Source organism: Thermogymnomonas acidicola JCM 13583, from assembly GCF_001316105.1.
Lineage (GTDB): Archaea > Thermoplasmatota > Thermoplasmata > Thermoplasmatales > Thermoplasmataceae > Thermogymnomonas > Thermogymnomonas acidicola.
Genome location: NZ_BBCP01000001.1, coordinates 16,121 through 34,812 on the forward strand (window position 1 = coordinate 16,121; position 18,692 = coordinate 34,812).

Consider the following 18,692-nt stretch of genomic DNA (forward strand, 5'->3'; position numbering starts at 1 on the left):
CTCAATCACCTACCCTTTCAATGAGGGAATCGAAGAAGGCACTGGCATCGTGGGGCCCAGGCGAGGCCTCGGGGGGGTGGTACTGCACCGAGTAAACATTCCTGGCCCTGTCCTCCATGGCCTCCACAGTACCGTCGTTCACATCCCACTGGAGAACCTTGAGCCTGTGCCCTTCAGCGTGTCCGGGTCAACCGCATAGCCGTGGTTGTGGGTTGTCACTATGCTCCTCCTGCCGTCCGTGACCGCATGGTTAGAGCCCCCCCTGTGCCCGAACTTCATCTTCCTCGTGGACGCGCCGTACGCCTGGGCTATTATCTGGTGCCCCAGGCAGACGCCGAAGGTAGGTACCCTTCCTATGCAGGACTGCACGAAGTTGACAACGGGCCTAAGAGACTGGTGGGCCGGGTCACCGGGCCCGTTTGATATGAAGAGGAGGTCGTAATCATCAATATCGATGGCAGAGAAGTCGTGGTCATAGTTCACGGTGTGCAGCGTGAACCTCCTAGCCATCTGCTCCCTGAGGCTGAACTTCGACCCAACGTCTATGTAGAGGCATTTGAGCCTACCGGAGCCCATGGTGGCCTCTTCCCTGTCCCTGCAGACGCGCCCCCCCACAAGGTCCAGGGACATTGTGTCGACCCACTGGCCGTGGAACTCCTTGCTGTCAGAGATGACTGCCTTCATGGCACCCTTCTCCCTTATGTGCCTCACCAGGGCCCTGGTGTCCACAAGGTCAACGCCCGGCACGCCGTTCCTCTCCAGGAACTCCTCAAATTCATCCCCCTGGCTTCCCTGCACCCAGCACCGAATGGGCGTCCCTGGTGATTACGCCGGACACCCTCGCCCTCTCCGACTCCATCTTTCCTGCCGAAAGGCTGTAGTTGGCAATCGTGGGAGACGCAAAGACCAGCATCTGGCCCTCGTACGAAGGGTCAGTGATCGCTTCCAGGTAGCCAGTCATGGCTGTGGTGAACACGATCTCGGACTGGGCCTCTCTGTCTGCACCGTATGGCACGCCGTCAAACACAGTGCCATCCTCCAGTATAACATACCTCCTTTCCATCAGAACCACCAATCAGGAAAAAGCAGATCCCCCCCCGGTTGAGCTCACAATCCCAGATGCTTCCCAGGGGGTTCACCTTGCTGACCTCTAGGGGATTCCTTATCTCTCTTGTAATAAATTGTTTTCTGTTATAAAATTTCAAACGGTGTTAAAAATTTTGACCATTGTCGGTAATCTTAGCTTTACTATTAACAGTTCTGTCAATCCAGTCAAGGTACTCGCCACTTCCCGCATCTACTGGCATGAATATTATTTCAGGCAGCTGGTATGAATGTTCTCTCTTCACAAGATCGATTATCCCTGGCACCTCGGTTTCTGTTGTCTTCACCACGGCCAGGTACTCCCGGTCATCCGCGATCTTCCCTTCCCACCAGTACATGGAGTTCACTGGCACTATGTTAACGCACGCTGCCAGCTTCCCCTCGAGGATCTTGAGCGAGATCTTCCTTGCCTCCTCCTCACTGCCAAAGGTCAGGAGGCCTATGAGGTGCTTCACCATAGTACCTGGATCTCCTCCCTGTAGATTACACTGCGCCCATCGAACCTGAAGCCCAGTGCACGCACCTCCACCCCTCCATCGTATGCCTGCCTGAGGGCCTCACTGAACGCCGGGTCGCGTTCCCTGTTGGCCATGAAGAACCTCGCCCCCCCTGACCTCAGCACAAGGAATAGGACAGCGGCCCTGCTCCCTGCTCAGAGATCCTCCTCAGCCCCCCCTCAGGTGCCTCACGCCCCCCCTCTCCGTGGGTGCGTCCGGGAAGAGGGCAATGTCACCCTGGATGAGAGAGCAGCCCTTGACCTCCACAACCGTACCGTCAACAAGGAAGTCGAACCTCGAATCGCCGACCTTCACCTCAGGCCTCGCCTCTCTGCCAAGCAGCGATTCAGCGATCTTCCTGTGAACGCTGCTGTCAGTGAGGGCCCACTCCCCACCTTGCTGGAAGGCAATGAGCCAGAGGCCGGTCTTTCCCCCCCGTGGGGGGGCCTGAGCAGCACCGGCGTACCGGGATGGTGAACTCCTGCAGCCGTCCGGGGTCGTGCAGGTGTGCGGTCACCTTCCTCCCCTCAACCTCCACCACAGTGAGGAACCTGTTTGGCCTCTCAATGAACCTCCCCTGGAACAGCGGCCCGCTGTAGGTGAAGCAGGGACTCGGGCCTCAGGATGCGCACCACGCCTACGGCATGGGTTCGGTGCATAACAATGTGTTCTTCCACCGGCACAGGCAGTCCGGATGTGCTTTAACGGCATTTTCCCGGGGGCAACATGTAATCTGGGCCGATCTCCATGACAGGCGCGCTCCGGGGGGCGGATAACATTGCATGGATGTCCACTGCCATCCCCCCCTTCGGATTGTGGACCGCAACTGAAATTAACGGTGCACCGCATTATCATCCATGCTCGTTGAAAGTGGTCACAGGATCAAGGGTGGCAGGTACAGCGGTTCTGCGTCGCTCTACATATCGGTTCCAGGGCCGGTGGCCGGTGGCGGGGGCGCCGGGGGCAGCTGGCCCAGGACAGGGAGACGTTGGCCGGTATGAGGAGCGATGGCAGTGTGAGTTATGCTGTGATCGGTGGGGCAGACCCCCCCCTGGTGTACCAGGCCTCTGATTCGCTTGTCCAGATGGTCAGGGCGCTGCACGAGCTCAAGTATTCTGTGATCCTGGAGGTCAGGGGCAACATCAGGCCACAGGAGTGGGTGAAAAAAGAGGCGGATCTGTTCCTAGTGCGCCTTGAGCCTGAAATGAAAAGCGTATTCTATGAGGACTCGGTGTTGCTCACATATCCACGCGAGAAAACTGACTACACCGTCGTGTGCGATGGTGTTGACGATGCCCTGCTGGCCCACTTCTGCCTCACATTCCTGAGGGGGGGTGTTGAGGCCGTATACCTCATCCACAGCGCAGGCCGCGATATATCTGCCCTGTCGGAAAAGGTAAAGAAAATCGGGATCAATCCGGTGGATTGCCCGTCCTGACCCGGGAAGGCATCAGACCTCTATTTCCCTTCCGTTGAACGGGAGGACAACGTTGTAGCCTTCTAGGGCCTCCTGAAGCTTCTCCCTCTGGTCACCGTGGCACAGTACCACAGTCTCGGGATCGACCTGCTTCACGAAGGACACAAGGTCATCGTGCCCTGCGTGCGCTGACAGGTCGAAGAATTCCACCTTCATCTCAGGCTTCACGGCGGCACCCGCTATGTTCATGGTGCCGCTCTCCAGGAGAAGCCTCCCGTTGGTGCCCTCAACCTGGTAACCGGTGAGGAAGATCGCGCTCTTCCTGTCATTGAGCATGTTCTGTATGTAAAACAGGGCTGGGCCCCCGTCCAGCATGCCACTTGTCGTAATTATTATGTCGCTCTTCAGGGCACGCTGCCTCATCCTGTTGCCCCCCCTCACCTCTATGACCTTCTCCAGTGCCCTCTGGAACTCCTTCTTCGATCGCAGGAACCCGTTCGTGTTCAGGTATATGCTCGTGATGGAATTCCCCATGCCGTCGACGTATATCTCGTAGCCCGTGTCTGCCAGGTTCATTATCAGCTCCTGCGTCCTTCCGACTGCGAAAGTGGGCAGTATCACCCTGCCGCCGTCGTCTATGACCTCCTTTATCCTGGCCTTGAGCCTGGCCATCACCTGCTCTCTGTCCTCGTGGTTCCTGCCTGCATACGTGCTCTCCATGATCAGGATGTCAGATTTCACAGGCTTCGCTCCCACAAGGAGCTTCGTGTCCCTTGTGTACAGGTCGCCAGTAACCAGGATGCTCCTGGAGTCCTCCATCATCCACATCGTGGAGCCTGGTATGTGGCCCGCGGAATACGGGGGGGTCACCTGGAACCTCCCCCCCACCTCCTGCGTCTCCCCCCATACCTGGCAACGTCGAGGTACGCGAACAGGGATGAGACATCGTCCTTGTTGAACCTCACCGGGTAGCCCTCCAGGTTCATGATCTTGACGGAGTCGTCCAGCAGCGGCTTCATGCTGTTTGCTGTCATCAGGGTGGCATGTATGGTCGGCGACGCACCCTGGTAGTACAGTGGCAGGGCACCTATGTGGTCAAGGTGCGCGTGTGTTACGAATATGTCACTGACAGGCTCCGGTGGCATCGGGTACTCCGGAGGTTTGTCAGGTATCACGCCGTAGTCCACGAGCACTTTTGTGTCTCCGTCCGTTATCTTTATTGCCAGCCTGCCTACCTCTTCCGCTCCTCCCAAAAACTTCAGTTTCGTCATGTCATCTCACGCCTTTGCATTTTCTAACCTTGATGAACAGTTGCACTTCCTCTCCCCAGATATCCTCGGCACCGTCTCCCTCACCACTTCCCTCACTACATCCTCGTTCTCCTTCATCACCCTAAGCACCTCTGACGTATCTACCGGCTTTTCGGACCACACATCGTAGTCTGTGACGGTGGCGAGGACGGAGTAACACATGGCCATCTCGTCCGCAAGGACAACCTCAGGCACCAGCGTCATGCCTATTATGTCCCCCCCGAACTGCCTGAACATCTTCGATTCTGCCCTTGTGGAAAACCTTGGCCCCCCCTCTATGACGACATACGTCCCGCTGTCATGGACCCTCTTCCCCCCCATGGCCCTGGCCTGTGAGGCCAGTGCTGAATTCACATCCGGGCAGAACGGGTCTGCGGTTGAAATGTGGTACACCGAGGGCCCATCATAGAAGGTGCTATCCCTCCTTTTTGTGAAGTCTATGAACTGGTCAGGGATCACGACATCCCCCCCTGGCCTCATCTCCTCCTTCAGGGAGCCCACGGCGTTTATGCCTATTATCCTCTTCACGCCAACGCTGTTAAGGCCCATATGTTGGCCCTGTAGTTAACCCGGTGTGGAGGTATGCTGTGCTTCTTGCCGTGCCTGGCTATGAAGGCGACCTCCACACCGTTTATCGTCCCGATATCAATGCTTGAAGATGGCCTTCCAAAGGGCGTATCGACATCGATGCTCCTCGGGCTGTCCATCAGCTGGTAAAGGCCACTTCCTCCGATTATGCCTATGTACGTCATTGGACCACTGTAAGCTTAACTACTATATGTTTGAGACCATATCCGTACACAGTATTTAACCATGATATCATGCTCCGTGTAATAAATGGGAACCCCCCCTCGCCTGCAAACTTGGCGGAATGCACAGTCACCGGTGCATACAAGAGTTAAGGGTTGACCTTCCTGAGAATTTTCTGCACCCCGGAACCGTACTGTGCAGCCTTCTTTCCCCTTAGCGCTATCTCCATTGGTAGGCCGCTCCTAATTGCAGTGTACCTGAGGAATGCCTTCTCTACCCTGCGTAGAGGTGTATCCATTTGGGTATGGAATTCGCTATTTCAACGACCTCCGTGTTGAGGTACGGTGTCACCAGTTCCTTGCCGAACATCCTGGCCATCTTCACCTCCCTTGGCAGCACTGAGTCCTGCAGTTTCCTCAGGCTATCCCTGTTGTCAGGCTCCCTGACCCTGAACTTGTGATAGCCGTAGAATAGCTCGTCTGATCCCTGCCCGCACACAACCGTATCGCCCTCACACCTCTGGACTACAAGGAGGAGCACTATCTCGAACCCCCCCATGTCTTCCCTCGGTATCTGCGGTCGATGGACCTCAGGGCCTCCCTGGCCCTCCTGACATCTTCCTCGGATACCTCTATGTGACGGAGCCCCCCCGTAATTCAGTGCCCTGGCCGAAGCCAGAGAGGCCACCCTGTCGTGCGTGTTCGGGGGGGCAGACACATTCACGGGGGGACAGCGACCCACCGGATAGGAAGAGCAGAAACGAACTGTCAACCCCCGCCAGAGAAAGCGAGTTCCGCAGCACCTATACCCCTCACAGTATCCCTCAGGATCCCGTGTAGCCTGTCGGCCAGTTCGGGGGGGACGCTGCTTCCATCCAACGTTTCCTTCTCGATCCTCTCGTACCACTCCATCCCGACGCAGGTCATGAAGGCACTGCACCGATATTAAACATTCCAGGGGCAACCACCATTATAGCATGCGCCCGGGATAGGTTGGTGCTGGAAACCATTTTTACCGTATTGTGCATAGCCATGTGTGGATTACGTCCCCCCCGACACTTCGGTCATAGTGGATGGCAGGTTCACCTCCTTCCTTTCTAGGAAGAGGGATGTACGTGTGATTCTGCCGGAGGCGATGATAGCGGAAGTCGAGCACCAGGCCAACGAGGGGGGGAGGGCCATCGGTCTCGCTGCCCTGGAGGAGCTCAAGGCCCTGAGAAAGATGGCGGATGAGGGGGGGAAGATATACCTGGAGATCCAGGGGGGGGCAGGCCAACCAGGTCGGAGATAAGGAACGCCAGGTTGGGGGATATCGATAACATAATCAGGGAGGTGGCTCTCGAGAACGACGCCACACTTGTCACGGGTGATGCCATCCAGAGGGACATAGCATTCGTGAAGGGCATAAAGGTGGAGTACATAGAACACCCTTCCAAGTCCTTCAGGAAGATAGAGGAGTTCTTTGATGAGGAGACGACTTCTGTGCACCTCAAGGCAGGCCTGAAGCCCATCCTGAAGAAGGGGGGGAGGCCTGGGGGGGAGACAAGGTACGTGGAGAGCGGGAACACCATAAGCCACAGGGAGCTGGAGAGCATAGCCAACAACATTGTGAAGAGGTGCAGGACAGAGCCAGAATCGTTCATCGAGCTCGACCTGAACGGGGGGGCAACAGTGGCGCAGCTGGGCCCAATGAGGATAGTGATAACCCGGCCCCCCCATTCTCTGACGAGATGGAGATAACGGCAGTGAGGCCGATAACCAAGCTGAGCCTGGAAGACTACAACCTCGATGCTGAACTGGTGAACAGGCTGAAGGACCAGGCCAGTGGCATACTCATAGCCGGTGCCCCCCCTGGAGCCGGGAAGAGCACCTTCGTGCAGGCCCTTGCTGAGTTCCTCAGCGACCAGGGGAAGATGGTGAAGACCATGGAAAGGCCAAGGGACCTCCAGGTCAAGAAGCAGATCACGCAGTACACATCACTTGAGGGCTCCATGGAGCGCACCGGAGACATCCTGCTCCTGGTCAGGGAGGACTACACCGTGTTCGATGAGATGAGGGTCACATCGGACTTCAAGGTATTCTCGGACCTCAGGCTTGCGGGCGTCGGCATGATCGGTGTCGTCCACGCTACAAGGCCAATAGACGCGCTACAGAGGTTCATCGGGAGGATCGAGCTTGGCCTGATACCACAGGTGTCGATACGATCCTGTTCATCAGGAACGGAGGTGTCAGTTCAGTTCTCACAACAGAGCAGGTGGTGAAGATACCTGAGGGCATGACGCAGGAAGATCTGGCCAGGCCTGTCATAGTGGTCAGGGACTTCAAGACCTCCAGGCCCCCCCTGTACGAGATCTATTCATATGGAGAGCAGGTCGTTGTCGTGCCGGTTAACAGGTCCGAAGCAACAGGCGTCAACTCACTTGCGGCCCAGAAGATCGAGGAAGATCTGAGGCGCTTCCTAGGTACGCAGGAGGTGAAGGCCGAGCTCCTGTCAGGCAGCAGGGCCAGAGTCTTCGTTCCTGAGGAATACATACCGAAGCTCATAGGGAAGAAGGGTTCCACTATATCGGAGGTGGAGAAGAGGCTGAACATAAAGCTCGAGGTGGAGCCCCCTGCAGGTGAAGCCCGCGGGCAGGAGGCCGGTTGGCGTGGAGATAAAGAACAAGATAATTTACCTTGATGTGGGGGGGAGAAGGACAGGTTCGTGAAGGTCTACGTCGACGACATACTGATCCTACAGGCCAAGAGCTCGTCAAAGGGCATAATAAGGATAAAGATCAACAGTGAAACCGGCGCTGCCCTGTACAAGTACATAAAGGAGGGCAAGAGGATAGAATGCTCCTTTGTTGATTGAGGCGCCAGGCCATGAGATGCTCTTTCTGCCGCGGGGAGGCGGTGTACGAGGCCAGGTACAGCGGTGCCAGGATGTGCAGGTACCACTTTACCGAGAGTGTGGAAAGGAGGGTGAAGAGGGAGATCAGGGCACAGATGGATCTCAAGGGAAACACAAAGAGGATAGCCGTGGCAGTATCGGGGGGGGAAAGGACAGCTCCACCCTGCTCTTCCTGCTGCACAAGATCCTGGGCAACAGGAAGAACGTTGAGATATTCTCGTTCACCATAGATGAGGGCATAGAGGGCTACAGGCCACCTGGAGTGGAGTCGGCAAGGCGCCTCTCAGAGAGGCTGGGCGTTGAGCACCGCGTCCTCTCATACAGGGAGGCCTTCGGGGCAACGCTTGATGATATGGTCAAAATGGACAGTGGCCGCACCATACCATGTTCCATATGCGGCCCCCATGAGGAGGAGGCTCATCAACGAGGCCTCATTGAGGATAGGCGCGGACTACGTGGCCCTGGGCACGAACCTGGACGACTACGCGCAGTCCATACTCATGAACGTGTTCAGGGGGGGGACGTCGCGAGGATGGCAAGGCTCGGGCCCCACAGCACCGTGAAGGAGGGCCTCGTACCGAGGGTCTTCCCGCTCAGGCTGGTGCCCGAAAAGGAGGTCATGCTCTATGCAATACTCAACGGCATTGAGTTCGACGCCGGGTGGTGCCCTTACTATTCCAGGGCCCAGAGGAACGAATTCAGGGACATACTGAACAGCGTGGAAGAAAGGTCGCCGGGCACAAAGTTCTCCATAGTGAGGTTCTATGACGGAATAAGGGATATTCTGGCCGATGCATACCAGGCGGAGGGCCTGGGGGGGCACTGCAGGGTCTGCGGATCCCCCTCCTCATCCGATGTCTGTCCGGTCTGCTCATTCTTGGAGAGGGTTAAGGGCAGCGGGGGGGTGCCGGAACAGAAGGGATGAGATATGTATGCCCGTTGGATAACTGCAGAGCATTCCGTAAAATCCATAAACTCAGAAACATTCAGGTCAAACGGCTGGGGGGGTTGTAGCTTAGCATGGTTTGAGCACCCGGCTGATAACCGGGGAGGTCATCGGTTCAAATCCGGTCAACCCCCCCACTCTGTAAATGTGTAGGGTTTCTCTTATTTCCGGAACGTCTCGACGAGTACCCGAGGCCATCAGGCAGGGCCGATCGGAACCCCAACACTACAGAGCCTTATTATGGGGACTGTGTGCAGCCTGATCTTAATAGAGAGCATCAATCACATGGGGGGGAGCACTTAGGGAACCAAGATCGACATTCGATAAAACATGAGACACACAATTATCTCATCTTACAACATCTGGAGCATGTTGGACAAATGGAGAAGCGGGTCCGAGGGGATTTGAACCCCTGGCCTATGGATTAAGAGTCCATCGCTCTACCTAGCTAAGCTACGGACCCAGCGGGAGGAGATTGTTTGGATAGATTTATAACTTATTATGATCCTTTCTGTTCCGCCGCCTCCTCGACCTGGCCCTGCTTCAGTCTCCTTATCTCCTCGATCATCTTAGGTATCACTGTGTAGAGGTCGTCTACTATTATGTAGTCTGCAAACTTGTGGATGTCAGCCTTCTCGTCAGTGTTGATGGAAATCACGGTGCCGCTGTCCATCATGCCCACAATGTGCTGAGCTTTCCGGAAATGCCAGCTGCTATGTAGAGCCTGGGCCTGACTATCTTGCCGGTCTGCCCGACCTGGTATTCCCTCGGTACCCAGCCAAGATCTGCCACTGGCCTCGTTACACCTATGTTGCCACCGAGTTCCTTCGCCAGCTCTCTGAGGAGCTCTATGCCCTTGGGGCTGCCCAGGCCCAGTCCTCCTGCGACGATGACCTTTGAAGCGGTTATGTCATCACCGCCGCGCGGTGTGAAGCCCAGGATCTCCTCCCTGAGCTGCTCCTTCTTGAACTCGAAATCTACCTTCTCCACACTGTACCTGTGGTCCTTCAGCTTCGGGGGGGGTATCTCGAACGTCCCGGGCCTGGAGGTGGCCATCTGGGGGGCCTGTGCTTCTCGCACCTGATCTCTGACATCGTGCTGTCGCCGTAGTCAGGCCTCCTGGCCAGGAGTATACCGGTATCTGTCTCTATGTCTATGTCCATGCAGTCCGCTGTCAGGCCGCTCTGCACCTTGACCGCAACCCTTGCGGCCAGGTCCCTCCCGTTCTTGGTCCCGGGCACTATGAGCACGTTGGGCTTTGCCCTGAACACGAAGTCCGCCACCACCTCAGAGTAAGGTGTGGAACGGTAGAGCTTCAGCTCAGGGTTGTCTGCAACCATCACCACATCGCAACCGTATTCGCCAGCTTCCCTTGCCATGCTTTCTGTCTGGTACCCCGCAAGCGCACATATGAGCCTGCTCTTAGTCTTGTCAGCAAGCTTGCGCCCGACGCCGATCATCTCCAGGGAAGCGTTCTTAAGCTTCCCCCTGCCAGTGATCGAGGTATACCATCACATCCCTGTATTCCTCCGGGTGCTGAGGCGGCTCAGCCCTCGCAAACTTCGCCAGCTCACTCACCTCCCAGCTCTATGATGCCTTCCTTAACCAGCTCCTCGAGCATCTGCCCGATCTCCTCGGTCTTGACCCTCTTGGCCTTCCTGTCCTTCCTTGGGAACGGCAGCATCTTCTTCACGACAGTTGGTGAGTTCCTGAGGCCCACCCAGTCCGGTGGTATGCCAAGGTCCTTCATTGTCCACACGGTCACTCCCTTCCTCATGGCGTCTATCTTCCTCCTCAGTGACGCTATCCTGGGCGTGTTTGAGTTTGTGACTATAGTGACCACAGCTGGTGTCGGTATCCTGACCACCTCAACACCCTCTTCGAGTTCCCTCTCGGCCACCACATAGCCATCCTCGTAGGTGCAGTCCCTCACATAGGAGGCCAGTTCAGCCTCCAGGAACTCTGCAACACCCGGACCAACATGGCCTGTGCTTGAGTCTGACGTCTTCTCGCCGGCAAATATTATGTCGTACTTTCCCAGCTTCTTTATCGCCGCGGCCAGTGTGAGGCTCGTGGGTAGGTATCGGAGCCTGCTATCGCCCTGTCGTTGACCAGTATGGCATTGTCGGCCCCCCCCTTGCCATGCACTCTATAAGTGCCGCCTCCGCGAATGAGGGTGCCATGCTGATAACTGTGACAGTGCCACCGAACTTGTCCTTGATCCTGAGCGCGGCTTCCAGGGCATTCTCGTCAGCCTGGTTGATCACGTTGGTCGCCTGCGACCTGTTGAGTGTGAACGTGACCGGGTCAACGAAGACCTCGTTGCTGTCAGGCACAACCTTGATGAGGACCACCATATCGGGCATTGTAAATCATGACTGTATCATGTGAAGATAGATAAACGGAACGATCGGGCATTCGGTTTGGGGTGTCTCCACCTGTGCTGTACCGTGCACTGCACTGAACAGTAGGCCCGGTGCTGGAACCCAAGGCCAGGAGAACGGTGGGAAGGCGGGAAAATGCCGTATGGGTGTCTGGTTTCGAGCAACCGCAGCATTGTCGCACCCCGCACGTTCTAGGCTCGGGCCACCGGGTATAAAGGTTTAAATAACTTCTTCCACTAACCTACAACCATACCATACACTAATGGGCAATGCCTCCTGTGGCATCCCAGTGTCGCCTGGAGCGTTCTTCCGGGCGAATGTGAGTGTAACGGTTATGGACGGTGGTACGTAATGGCGACTCCGCATCACCCCCCCAGACGGGGGGGTCTATGGGTTACTATCCGAGAGTGAGAGCGAAGAGCATATTCGGCACCATAAGGTCATGGCCTGAAATACAGGGCCGGTGAAGGTTCAGGCCTTCGCGGGGGGGTACAAGGTGGGCATGACCCATGTGCTCATGGTCGACTACAGGAAGAACAGCCTCACCGCTGGCCAGGAAGTGATGGCAGCGGTCACAGTTGTGGAGGTCCCGCCGCTCACGGTTGCAGGCCTTAGATTCTATGATGAAAACGAGAACGGCTTGTTCGTCAGCTACGAGAAGTGGGCGGACAACCTTGATAAGAGCATATTCAGGAGGATACCGGAGAGGAAGAAGAGCAACGAGAAGCCCATGGTGACCAAGGTGGCGGATGTAAGGCTCATTGTCCACACGAACCCGCAGCTGGTTAAATCAATACCCTCGAAGACGCCGGAGATATTTGAGGTGAGGGTTGGGGGGCGGGACAATTGAGGAGAGGATAAAGTACGCCCAGGAGAAGCTGGGCAAGCAGATCACTTTCGATGAGTTCTCCAAGCCCGGTAAGTTTGTGGATGTCATAGGGGTGACCAAGGGAAAGGGCTTCACGGGCCATGTGGAGAGGTTCGGAATAAAGCTGCTGCACCACAAGAACAGGAAGCACAGGAGGATGATAGGCACCCTGCCCGTGGCACCCTGACTGGGTCAGGAACACTGTGCCCCCCCAGGCCGGTCAGATGGGGGGGTTCCAGCAGAGGACGGTTCACAACATCAGGGTAATAAAGTATATCAGCGACCCGACCAAGGAGAACGTGAATGTCAAGGGTGGCTTCCCCGGGTACGGGGGGGTGGTGACGAACCCGTGCGTGCTTCTCCATGGTTCAATACCGGGCCATATGAAGAGGCTAATCAAGATGAGGGATCCGGCTAGGCAGACGTCGCCAGACGTAACGGATCTCGTGATACGCTACGTCTCAACCGAATCCAAGCAGGGTGATTGATTTGAAGTCAAACGTTTACTCGAAGGATGGCAATGCCGTTGCTGAGATCGAGCTCCCGAGGGTGTTCGAGACCGTGCCGAGGGAGGACATCATAAGGAGGGCCTTCAGGGCTGTGACCCTTTCCATGCGCCACCCCCCCTACGGTACATCGCCGACGGCCGGTCTCAGAAGGGTGGGTCATAACTACGGGCCAGGCCACGGGATAGCGAGGCTGCCCAGGGTGGCAGGCTCCACCAGGGGTGTTATACTCGCAAACATGGTCGGTGGGAGAAGCGCGCATGCACCGACAACGCAGAAGGTGCTCGTCAAGCGCTTCAACAGGAAGGAACTCCGCATGGCAAAGTTCAGCGCCATAGCGCTTACAGCAGTCCCGGAAAAGGTCAGGGCGAGGGGGGGTCACAGGGTACCAGAAGGGCTTTCCCTGCCCGTGGTTGTCAAGGACGATGTTGTGGAGGTATCAAAGGCAAAGGATGCGATGAGTGTCCTCTCCAGCCTTGGCCTCGATGAGGATGTTATGAGGGCCAAGGAGGGAACCAAGATCAGGGCAGGTAGGGGGGGAAAGATGAGGGGGCAGGACGTACAGGGAGCCGAAGAGCATACTGATCGTGTGCACTGACACCAGGAAGGCGAGGGGGGGGTTCAAGTCACTCCCGGGTGTGGATGTTGCGAACGTCTCCTCACTCGGCATACGCCATCTAGCCCCTGGAGGAGTTGCAGGCAGGCTCACCCTCTTCACGGAATCAGCAATAAGGAAGCTGTCGGAGGTGGAGTGAGTGGACACCCAGAGCGTTATACTGACTCCTGTGGCAACCGAAAAGACGATGCTCATGATGGAGAAGGAGAACAAGCTCACGTTCATAGTCCACAGGGCTGCCAGGAAGGCGGACATAAAGAAGGCCGTGGAGGAGTCCTTCAACGTCAAGGTAGTGAAGGTCAACGTGGTTATAGGCAAGGAGGGAAAGAAGGCCATTGTGAAGCTGGCGCCTGAGTTCTCGGCGGAGGAGATCGCCGGGAGGATAGGCATATTCTGAGGTGAAGGTATGGGTAAGCACATTGTTGCTCAGAGGAGGGGGGGCCGCGGGGGGGGTCTTGTCTACAGGAGTCCGAGCCACAGGCACGTGGCACCAATAAGGCACCCTTCCCCCCCCGGAGAGTACACGGTCAAGGACATTATACATGCCCCTGGCAGGAATGCACCCCCCCTGCTGGTGCTGGAGGACGGGACTGGAAAGCACCAGTTCCAGATCGCGTTCAACGGTGCATACGTCGGCCAGAAGTTATCTGTAGGCTCAGGCTCACCTGCACCGGGCTGCACGCTACCTCTTGGCTCAATACCGGATGGGAGCCTCGTCTACAACATTGAGAGCATGCCAGGCGACGGCGGCAAGTTCTGCAGGACCGCCGGTACGGCTGCACTCGTGGTCAGCCACGGGGAGCGTGTGACACTGAAGTTCCCCTCCGGAAAGATGAGGCAGTTCCACCCGTTGTGCATGGCCACTGTGGGCATAGTATCCGGCAGCGGTGCGAAGGACATACCCATACTGAAGGCCGGTACACACATACACTACCTGAGGAGCAAGGCCAAGTGGCCGTTCACCGTGCGCGGTGTGGCAATGAACGCGGTGAACCACCCGCACGGGGGGGGAGGCAACCACCAGCATGTGGGCAGGCCAAGCACGGTTGGAAGGGGGGGAACGCCACCTGGTAGGAAGGTCGGTAGGCTGTCTCCTAAGAGGAGGAGGTGAACATGCCGGTAAAGAAGCAGGCATCTGTAAAGTCGATCAAGAGGAAGGCCAGGAAGTCACAGAAAGTGGTCCTGGGCAGGGCGAAGGAATTCACATACAGGGGGGGGTACACACTCGAGCAACTCCAGAAAATGGACCTGCAGGAAGTCATGAAGCTCCTGACCGCCAGGGCCAGGAGGTCCCTGACCAGGGAGATGAACTACGAGCAGAAGGTGCTCTTTGAAAAGCTGAACTCAGATGAGCAGAACATAAAGACCCACGTGAGGGACATGATAATACTCCCGAGGTTCGTTGGCAAGATTGTTGAGGTCTACAACGCAACTCATTCGTAAAGTTCGAGATAAAGCCCGAGATGATAGGCCATTACCTGGCGAGTTTGCCATGACAAGGAAGGAGGTGAAGCACTCCGGCCCAGGCGTTGGTGCTACCAGGTCATCGAAGTTCATGCCGCTGAAGTGATGCATATGAAGGGTTACTCTATCCAGAATGTGGGTGAGAGGAGCGCCAGGGCAAGGGGGGAAGGAACTGGACATATCCCTCAAGGACTCCGTGAACATAGCACACTTCCTGAGGGGGGAAGAGGCTCCAGTGGGCCATAGATGCGCTTGAGAAGGTCACCCAGAAGAAGCTGGCTGTGCCTTACTTCAGGTACCTTGACTCCGTGTCACACAGGAAGGGCATGTCTTCCGGGCGCTACCCAGTAAAGGCCGCCAGGGCATTCCTAGAGGTGCTCAGGAACGCCGAAGCAAACGCAGAGTTCAAGAGCCTTGACACGGAGAACCTCGTGATCCGCCACATAGCAGCCACCAAGGCAGGATGATCAAGAAATACCTGCCGAAGGCCTACGGCAGGGCCGGCGCATGGTTCAAGGACCTCGTCAATGTGGAGGTAGTCGTTGAGGAGGTGGAGTCATGAAGGAGAGGAAGTTCGTGAAGGAGGCCGTGAACAAGCTCCTCGTGGCCGAGTTCATCAGGAAGGCAACCGACAACGCTGGCTTCGGCGGCATAGAGATGAAGAGGACCCCCCCCTTCGGCACGAACATAACCCTCTACGTTAACAAGCCCGGCCTGGTCATAGGCAGGCACGGTGCCAAGGTGCAGGAGATCACGGACGAGCTGGAGAGGAGGTTCAAGGTGGAATCTCCGCAGATAGAGGTCAAGGAAATACCGAACCCCCGACCTGAACCCCCAGGTTGTCTCGAAGAAGATCGCACTGTCCCTTGAGAAGGGCTGGAACTACAGGAAGGCAGGGAACACGTCTCTAAGGAGGGTCATTGAGGCAGGCTCCAAGGGCGTCATGATCAGGATAGGGGGGGCAAGATATCCGGCGAAAGGGCCAGGGCACAGAAGTTCATGTACGGGTCGATAAAGTACTCCGGCGAACCCGGCAGGAGCGGCATGGAGACGGGCTTCTCCATAGCAAAGCTCAAGCAAGGCGTGATCGGCGTCACGGTCCGCATGCTGAAGAACGATTACAAGCTGCCCGATGTGATAAGCGTCGGGGGGGAGCTCCCAAAGCAGGAAGTAAAGGAGGTAGTGTCACAAGATGGAGCTAAGGGCGAGTAGGATTAGGGAGATGAGCAGGCAGGAGAGGGAGGAGACCCTGAAGAACCTCAGGGAATCCCTGCTCAGGGAGAGGGCAAGCCATGCCATGGGAGGTGCACCCTCCAACCCGGGCAAGATAAAGTCCATAAAGAGGCAGATAGCCAGGGTCCTGACAGTGATGACGGAGGAAAACAAAGAATGAAGGACAAGAATTTCACGGGCATCCCGAAGGAGTTGCAGCCCTGGGAGGGCTTCAGCAGGGACACCCAGACTGTGAAGATAAGCGTGGACAAGAGGAGGTACGGCAAGAGCGTCACGATCATAGAGGGCATAGACCCAAAGGCGGAGAACATACAGGAGATTGCGAAGACGCTGAAGAAGAAAGTGGCCTCTGGGGGGGGCACCGTTAAGGACGGGAGGATAATAGAGCTCCAGGGTGATCACAGGGAAACCGTGAAAAAGCATCTGGAGGAGATGGGCTTCAGGACTGAGGTCGTATGAGGAACCTTAGGGACTACCTTGATGACCTGATTGGCTACCACTGTGAGGTCGTGAGGTCCAGCAACAGTGCCCTGGTGGGCATAGGCGGAAAAATAGTGGACGAGACCAGGAACATGGTCTATATAGGGTCTGGCAGGAGGGTCAGGGCAGTCCCAAAGGGCGTGGTAACACTCAAGATCTCAAAGCCAGGCAGGGAAGTCTACCTGAAAGGGCCCTTGCTCTGTTACAGGCCTGAGGATAGGCTCAAGGAATCAAGGAGGATTGAGAGGAACCTGAGAAGGGGGGGTGGTGTTAATGGCAACTAGGAACATCGGTATAGATGTGAAACCGCCAGCCACTGAGTGCAAGGACAAAAAGTGTCCTTTCCACGGCAGCCTGGTCGTGAGGGGGGGCCAGGTGATGACTGGCGTCGTCAAGTCTGCATCCATGATAAGGAGTGCAGTAGTGACCAGGGAGTACAAGAAGTACATAAAGAAGTACGAGAGGAGGACCAGCGTCCTGAAGAAATACCATGTGCATGTGCCCGGATGCATATCCGTCAAGCCGGGCGACGTGGTCAAGATCGCTGAGTGCAGGAAGCTGGCCAAGACCATATCATATGTTGTGGTGGAGAAGGTGACCACATGAAGGGAGTAGCGGGCAGACAGCACAGGGGGGGACTACCGCTCGGCGCAACCATGATATGCGCGGACAACAGCGGTGCCAAGATGATCAGCCTCATAGACGTCAAGGCGTACCACGCGTTGCCAGGCGCATACCGGCCGCTGGCGTAGGCGATATGTTCGTTGCGAGCGTGAAGAAGGGTACGCCTGAGATGAGGAGCAAGGTGGTCTACGCCGTCGTGATAAGGCAGCGCAGGCCGTACAGGCGCCTGATGGCACGATGGTCGAGTTCGAGGAGAACGCAGCGGTGCTTGTAACGCCTGACGGAGAGGTGAGGGGGGGATCCGAGATAAAGGGGGGGCCCGTGGCCAGGGAGGCGGCCGAGAGGTGGCCAAGGATAGCGGCAATTGCCTCCACAATAGTATAGGGTGATATCATGATCAAGAGGCTGAATGTGCACCTCTCAAGGGACCTCCAGAAGAAGTTCGGCATACGCACCTTTCCCATAGTCTCCGGCGACGTGGTCAGGATTGTCAAGGGATCGAGGAAGGGAGAAGGCGGAAAGGTCGTTGAAGTCGACCACGTCGCGGGAAGGGTCTCGGTGGAGGGAATAACCATAGCGAAGGCGGACGGCAAGCAGAAGCCATTCTTCCTGAGGCCGGAGGAACTGGTCATCACAAGGCTCGACCTCTCCAGGCAGGAGCGGCAGGACAGGCTCAGGCAGCTGGCCGCACTCAGGAACGTCACGGTGTCTGAAGAGGTCATAAAGGAAGAACAGCAGGCGGCTGTGGCAGAGGAGAAGAAGGAGGTCAGCGAGCAGCCGGCGCAGGCAGTGGAGGGCACAACCACGGATGAGGCCGGATCAGTGGCCGCATCTGGTTCAGAGGATGAAGTGAAGGAGGCCGAGGGAAATGATAACGAAAACTAAGAGGCTTGTCCTTCCCAGGACAATCAAGATCGCGAGAAAGACCCACTTCTGGGGGGGAGCGAGTGCATCCCCCCGGCAAGCATGACAGGGAGCACTCAATACCCCCTCCTGATCCTGTTAAGGGACTACCTCCACCTTGGCGACAAGGAGAGGGAGATAGCCAGGATGCTTGCCAACAGGCAGGTTGCCGTGGATGGCAAGGTAGTCAGGGAGAAGCGCTTCGGTGTAGGCTTCATGGATGTGGTCTCAATACTACCGACAGGGGGGGAACACTTCAGGATAACCTACGATACCCTGGGAAGGCTCGTCCCTGTGAGGATCGAAGAGGGGGGGAGGCACAGATAAAGCCCCTCAGGATAAAGGGAAAGAGGAGCATAGACAACAGCCGCTTCCAGATAACCTTCCATGACGGGAGGAACATGATCACACAGGACAAGGACCTGAGGCCCGGTGACGTAGTGATATTTGACCTGAAGTCTAGGTCGGTTGTGGAGAAGCTGAAGTTCCAGCCTGGGAACAGGGCCTTCCTAACAGGCGGCTCGCACGTGGGGGGGGAAATCGGCACGATCAAGAAGATCGAGGTCAAGGAGTCATCGCACGCCAACCTGGTGCACTTTGAGGAGGGCTTCAGCACCGTTCAGGACTATGCGTTCGTCATATCGTCACCGAAGTACTCATTCAACATCAAGGTACAGGGAGGTGCGCAGTCTTGAGCA

Annotated in this window: 18 protein-coding genes, 2 tRNA genes and 13 pseudogenes; 19 read left to right on the forward strand and 14 right to left on the reverse strand. The window is 56.7% G+C overall.

Annotated features, from left to right (window positions below):
• Window position 1: 1 nt before the first annotated feature.
• From carA to JCM13583_RS11485, 5 genes and pseudogenes are all read right to left on the reverse strand, one after another.
• A pseudogene (gene carA / locus JCM13583_RS00105) lies at window positions 2-1,063 on the reverse strand (glutamine-hydrolyzing carbamoyl-phosphate synthase small subunit).
• A gap of 148 nt (window positions 1,064-1,211) precedes the next feature.
• Window positions 1,212-1,562, reverse strand: a complete 351-nt coding sequence (locus tag JCM13583_RS00110; RefSeq protein WP_075056246.1) for a divalent-cation tolerance protein CutA — start codon at window positions 1,560-1,562, stop codon at window positions 1,212-1,214.
• Complete coding sequence (locus JCM13583_RS00115; RefSeq protein ID WP_162509079.1) at window positions 1,556-1,726, reverse strand: DNA/RNA nuclease SfsA; 171 nt, start codon at window positions 1,724-1,726, stop codon at window positions 1,556-1,558. The genes JCM13583_RS00110 and JCM13583_RS00115 overlap by 7 nt, the downstream gene beginning before the upstream one ends.
• Window positions 1,727-1,769: 43 nt before the next feature.
• Entirely contained in the window at window positions 1,770-2,012 is a 243-nt protein-coding gene (locus tag JCM13583_RS00120) for a DNA/RNA nuclease SfsA (RefSeq protein WP_162509080.1), read from the reverse strand.
• Window positions 1,975-2,142, reverse strand: a complete 168-nt coding sequence (locus JCM13583_RS11485) for a hypothetical protein (RefSeq protein ID WP_171823297.1) — start codon at window positions 2,140-2,142, stop codon at window positions 1,975-1,977. The genes JCM13583_RS00120 and JCM13583_RS11485 overlap by 38 nt, the downstream gene beginning before the upstream one ends.
• Before the next feature lie 316 nt (window positions 2,143-2,458).
• Here JCM13583_RS11485 and JCM13583_RS13435 point away from each other — a divergent pair, with 316 nt between their 5' ends.
• Together JCM13583_RS13435 and JCM13583_RS00125 are read left to right on the forward strand one after the other, a co-directional pair.
• Window positions 2,459-2,602, forward strand: coding sequence for a hypothetical protein (locus JCM13583_RS13435; protein ID WP_171823298.1), 144 nt, complete (start codon window positions 2,459-2,461; stop codon window positions 2,600-2,602).
• Entirely contained in the window at window positions 2,590-3,039 is a 450-nt protein-coding gene (locus JCM13583_RS00125) for a hypothetical protein (RefSeq protein ID WP_171823299.1), read from the forward strand. The genes JCM13583_RS13435 and JCM13583_RS00125 overlap by 13 nt, the downstream gene beginning before the upstream one ends.
• Window positions 3,040-3,051: 12 nt before the next feature.
• Here JCM13583_RS00125 and JCM13583_RS00130 read toward each other — a convergent pair.
• The 4 genes and pseudogenes from JCM13583_RS00130 to JCM13583_RS13440 form a co-directional block, all read right to left on the reverse strand.
• Window positions 3,052-4,289 (reverse strand): annotated as a pseudogene (locus tag JCM13583_RS00130) (MBL fold metallo-hydrolase).
• Between the two features lie 6 nt (window positions 4,290-4,295).
• Window positions 4,296-5,080: pseudogene (locus JCM13583_RS00135) on the reverse strand (S-methyl-5'-thioadenosine phosphorylase).
• Between the two features lie 271 nt (window positions 5,081-5,351).
• Window positions 5,352-5,801, reverse strand: a complete 450-nt coding sequence (locus tag JCM13583_RS11490) for a hypothetical protein (protein WP_171823300.1) — start codon at window positions 5,799-5,801, stop codon at window positions 5,352-5,354.
• 44 nt (window positions 5,802-5,845) lie between these two features.
• On the reverse strand, window positions 5,846-6,004 hold the full coding sequence (locus JCM13583_RS13440) for a hypothetical protein (RefSeq protein WP_171823301.1): 159 nt from the start codon (window positions 6,002-6,004) through the stop codon (window positions 5,846-5,848).
• Window positions 6,005-6,113: 109 nt separating this feature from the next.
• On the opposite strand from JCM13583_RS13440, the pseudogene JCM13583_RS00145 reads away from it, so the two are divergent.
• The 3 genes and pseudogenes from JCM13583_RS00145 to JCM13583_RS00155 all read left to right on the forward strand — a co-directional run bounded on the left by JCM13583_RS00145 (window position 6,114) and on the right by JCM13583_RS00155 (window position 9,053).
• Window positions 6,114-7,931 (forward strand): annotated as a pseudogene (locus JCM13583_RS00145) (ATPase).
• Between the two features lie 11 nt (window positions 7,932-7,942).
• Window positions 7,943-8,895, forward strand: a pseudogene (locus JCM13583_RS00150) (TIGR00269 family protein).
• Between the two features lie 79 nt (window positions 8,896-8,974).
• Window positions 8,975-9,053, forward strand: a tRNA-Ile gene (locus tag JCM13583_RS00155).
• Window positions 9,054-9,305: 252 nt separating this feature from the next.
• On the opposite strand, the gene JCM13583_RS00160 is transcribed toward JCM13583_RS00155, so the two are convergent.
• The 5 genes and pseudogenes from JCM13583_RS00160 to JCM13583_RS00170 all read right to left on the reverse strand — a co-directional run bounded on the left by JCM13583_RS00160 (window position 9,306) and on the right by JCM13583_RS00170 (window position 11,282).
• Window positions 9,306-9,379, reverse strand: a tRNA-Lys gene (locus tag JCM13583_RS00160).
• A gap of 36 nt (window positions 9,380-9,415) precedes the next feature.
• Window positions 9,416-9,592, reverse strand: a complete 177-nt coding sequence (locus JCM13583_RS13445; RefSeq protein ID WP_171823302.1) for a hypothetical protein — start codon at window positions 9,590-9,592, stop codon at window positions 9,416-9,418.
• Window positions 9,589-9,972, reverse strand: coding sequence for an FAD-binding protein (locus JCM13583_RS11495; protein ID WP_162509083.1), 384 nt, complete (start codon window positions 9,970-9,972; stop codon window positions 9,589-9,591). The genes JCM13583_RS13445 and JCM13583_RS11495 overlap by 4 nt, the downstream gene beginning before the upstream one ends.
• Window positions 9,924-10,376 carry a hypothetical protein gene (locus tag JCM13583_RS11500; RefSeq protein ID WP_162509084.1) on the reverse strand — a complete coding sequence of 151 codons (453 nt, stop codon included), beginning with the start codon at window positions 10,374-10,376 and terminating at the stop codon, window positions 9,924-9,926. Before JCM13583_RS11500 ends, JCM13583_RS11495 begins: the two co-directional genes overlap by 49 nt.
• A gap of 110 nt (window positions 10,377-10,486) precedes the next feature.
• Window positions 10,487-11,282, reverse strand: a pseudogene (locus JCM13583_RS00170) (electron transfer flavoprotein subunit beta/FixA family protein).
• A 369-nt stretch (window positions 11,283-11,651) separates the two neighbouring features.
• Between JCM13583_RS00170 and rpl3p the strand changes: the two are divergent.
• From rpl3p to JCM13583_RS00240, 14 genes and pseudogenes are all read left to right on the forward strand, one after another.
• Window positions 11,652-12,656, forward strand: a pseudogene (gene rpl3p, locus JCM13583_RS00175) (50S ribosomal protein L3).
• A gap of 1 nt (window position 12,657) precedes the next feature.
• Window positions 12,658-13,429 (forward strand): annotated as a pseudogene (locus tag JCM13583_RS00180) (50S ribosomal protein L4).
• Window positions 13,430-13,687, forward strand: a complete 258-nt coding sequence (locus tag JCM13583_RS00185; protein WP_075056249.1) for a 50S ribosomal protein L23 — start codon at window positions 13,430-13,432, stop codon at window positions 13,685-13,687.
• A 9-nt stretch (window positions 13,688-13,696) separates the two neighbouring features.
• Window positions 13,697-14,401 carry a 50S ribosomal protein L2 gene (locus JCM13583_RS00190; protein ID WP_075056250.1) on the forward strand — a complete coding sequence of 235 codons (705 nt, stop codon included), beginning with the start codon at window positions 13,697-13,699 and terminating at the stop codon, window positions 14,399-14,401.
• A gap of 2 nt (window positions 14,402-14,403) precedes the next feature.
• Window positions 14,404-14,860: pseudogene (locus JCM13583_RS00195) on the forward strand (30S ribosomal protein S19).
• Window positions 14,861-14,865: 5 nt separating this feature from the next.
• A pseudogene (locus JCM13583_RS00200) lies at window positions 14,866-15,316 on the forward strand (50S ribosomal protein L22).
• Window positions 15,313-15,966, forward strand: a pseudogene (locus JCM13583_RS00205) (30S ribosomal protein S3). The pseudogenes JCM13583_RS00200 and JCM13583_RS00205 overlap by 4 nt, the downstream one beginning before the upstream one ends.
• Window positions 15,947-16,147 (forward strand): 50S ribosomal protein L29, encoded by a 201-nt coding sequence (gene rpmC, locus JCM13583_RS00210; RefSeq protein WP_075056251.1) that lies wholly within the window; start codon window positions 15,947-15,949, stop codon window positions 16,145-16,147. Before JCM13583_RS00205 ends, rpmC begins: the two are co-directional and overlap by 20 nt.
• Entirely contained in the window at window positions 16,144-16,446 is a 303-nt protein-coding gene (locus JCM13583_RS00215) for a translation initiation factor (RefSeq protein WP_075056252.1), read from the forward strand. Before rpmC ends, JCM13583_RS00215 begins: the two co-directional genes overlap by 4 nt.
• Window positions 16,443-16,751: a ribonuclease P protein subunit gene (locus JCM13583_RS00220; RefSeq protein WP_075056253.1), complete on the forward strand. Its 309-nt coding sequence runs from the start codon at window positions 16,443-16,445 to the stop codon at window positions 16,749-16,751. The genes JCM13583_RS00215 and JCM13583_RS00220 overlap by 4 nt, the downstream gene beginning before the upstream one ends.
• Window positions 16,741-17,073 (forward strand): 30S ribosomal protein S17, encoded by a 333-nt coding sequence (locus JCM13583_RS00225; RefSeq protein WP_075056254.1) that lies wholly within the window; start codon window positions 16,741-16,743, stop codon window positions 17,071-17,073. The genes JCM13583_RS00220 and JCM13583_RS00225 overlap by 11 nt, the downstream gene beginning before the upstream one ends.
• A pseudogene (locus tag JCM13583_RS00230) lies at window positions 17,070-17,475 on the forward strand (50S ribosomal protein L14). Before JCM13583_RS00225 ends, JCM13583_RS00230 begins: the two are co-directional and overlap by 4 nt.
• Before the next feature lie 9 nt (window positions 17,476-17,484).
• Window positions 17,485-17,976, forward strand: a complete 492-nt coding sequence (locus JCM13583_RS00235; RefSeq protein WP_075056255.1) for a 50S ribosomal protein L24 — start codon at window positions 17,485-17,487, stop codon at window positions 17,974-17,976.
• A pseudogene (locus tag JCM13583_RS00240) lies at window positions 17,960-18,689 on the forward strand (30S ribosomal protein S4e). The gene JCM13583_RS00235 and the pseudogene JCM13583_RS00240 overlap by 17 nt, the downstream one beginning before the upstream one ends.
• Window positions 18,690-18,692: the final 3 nt, after the last annotated feature.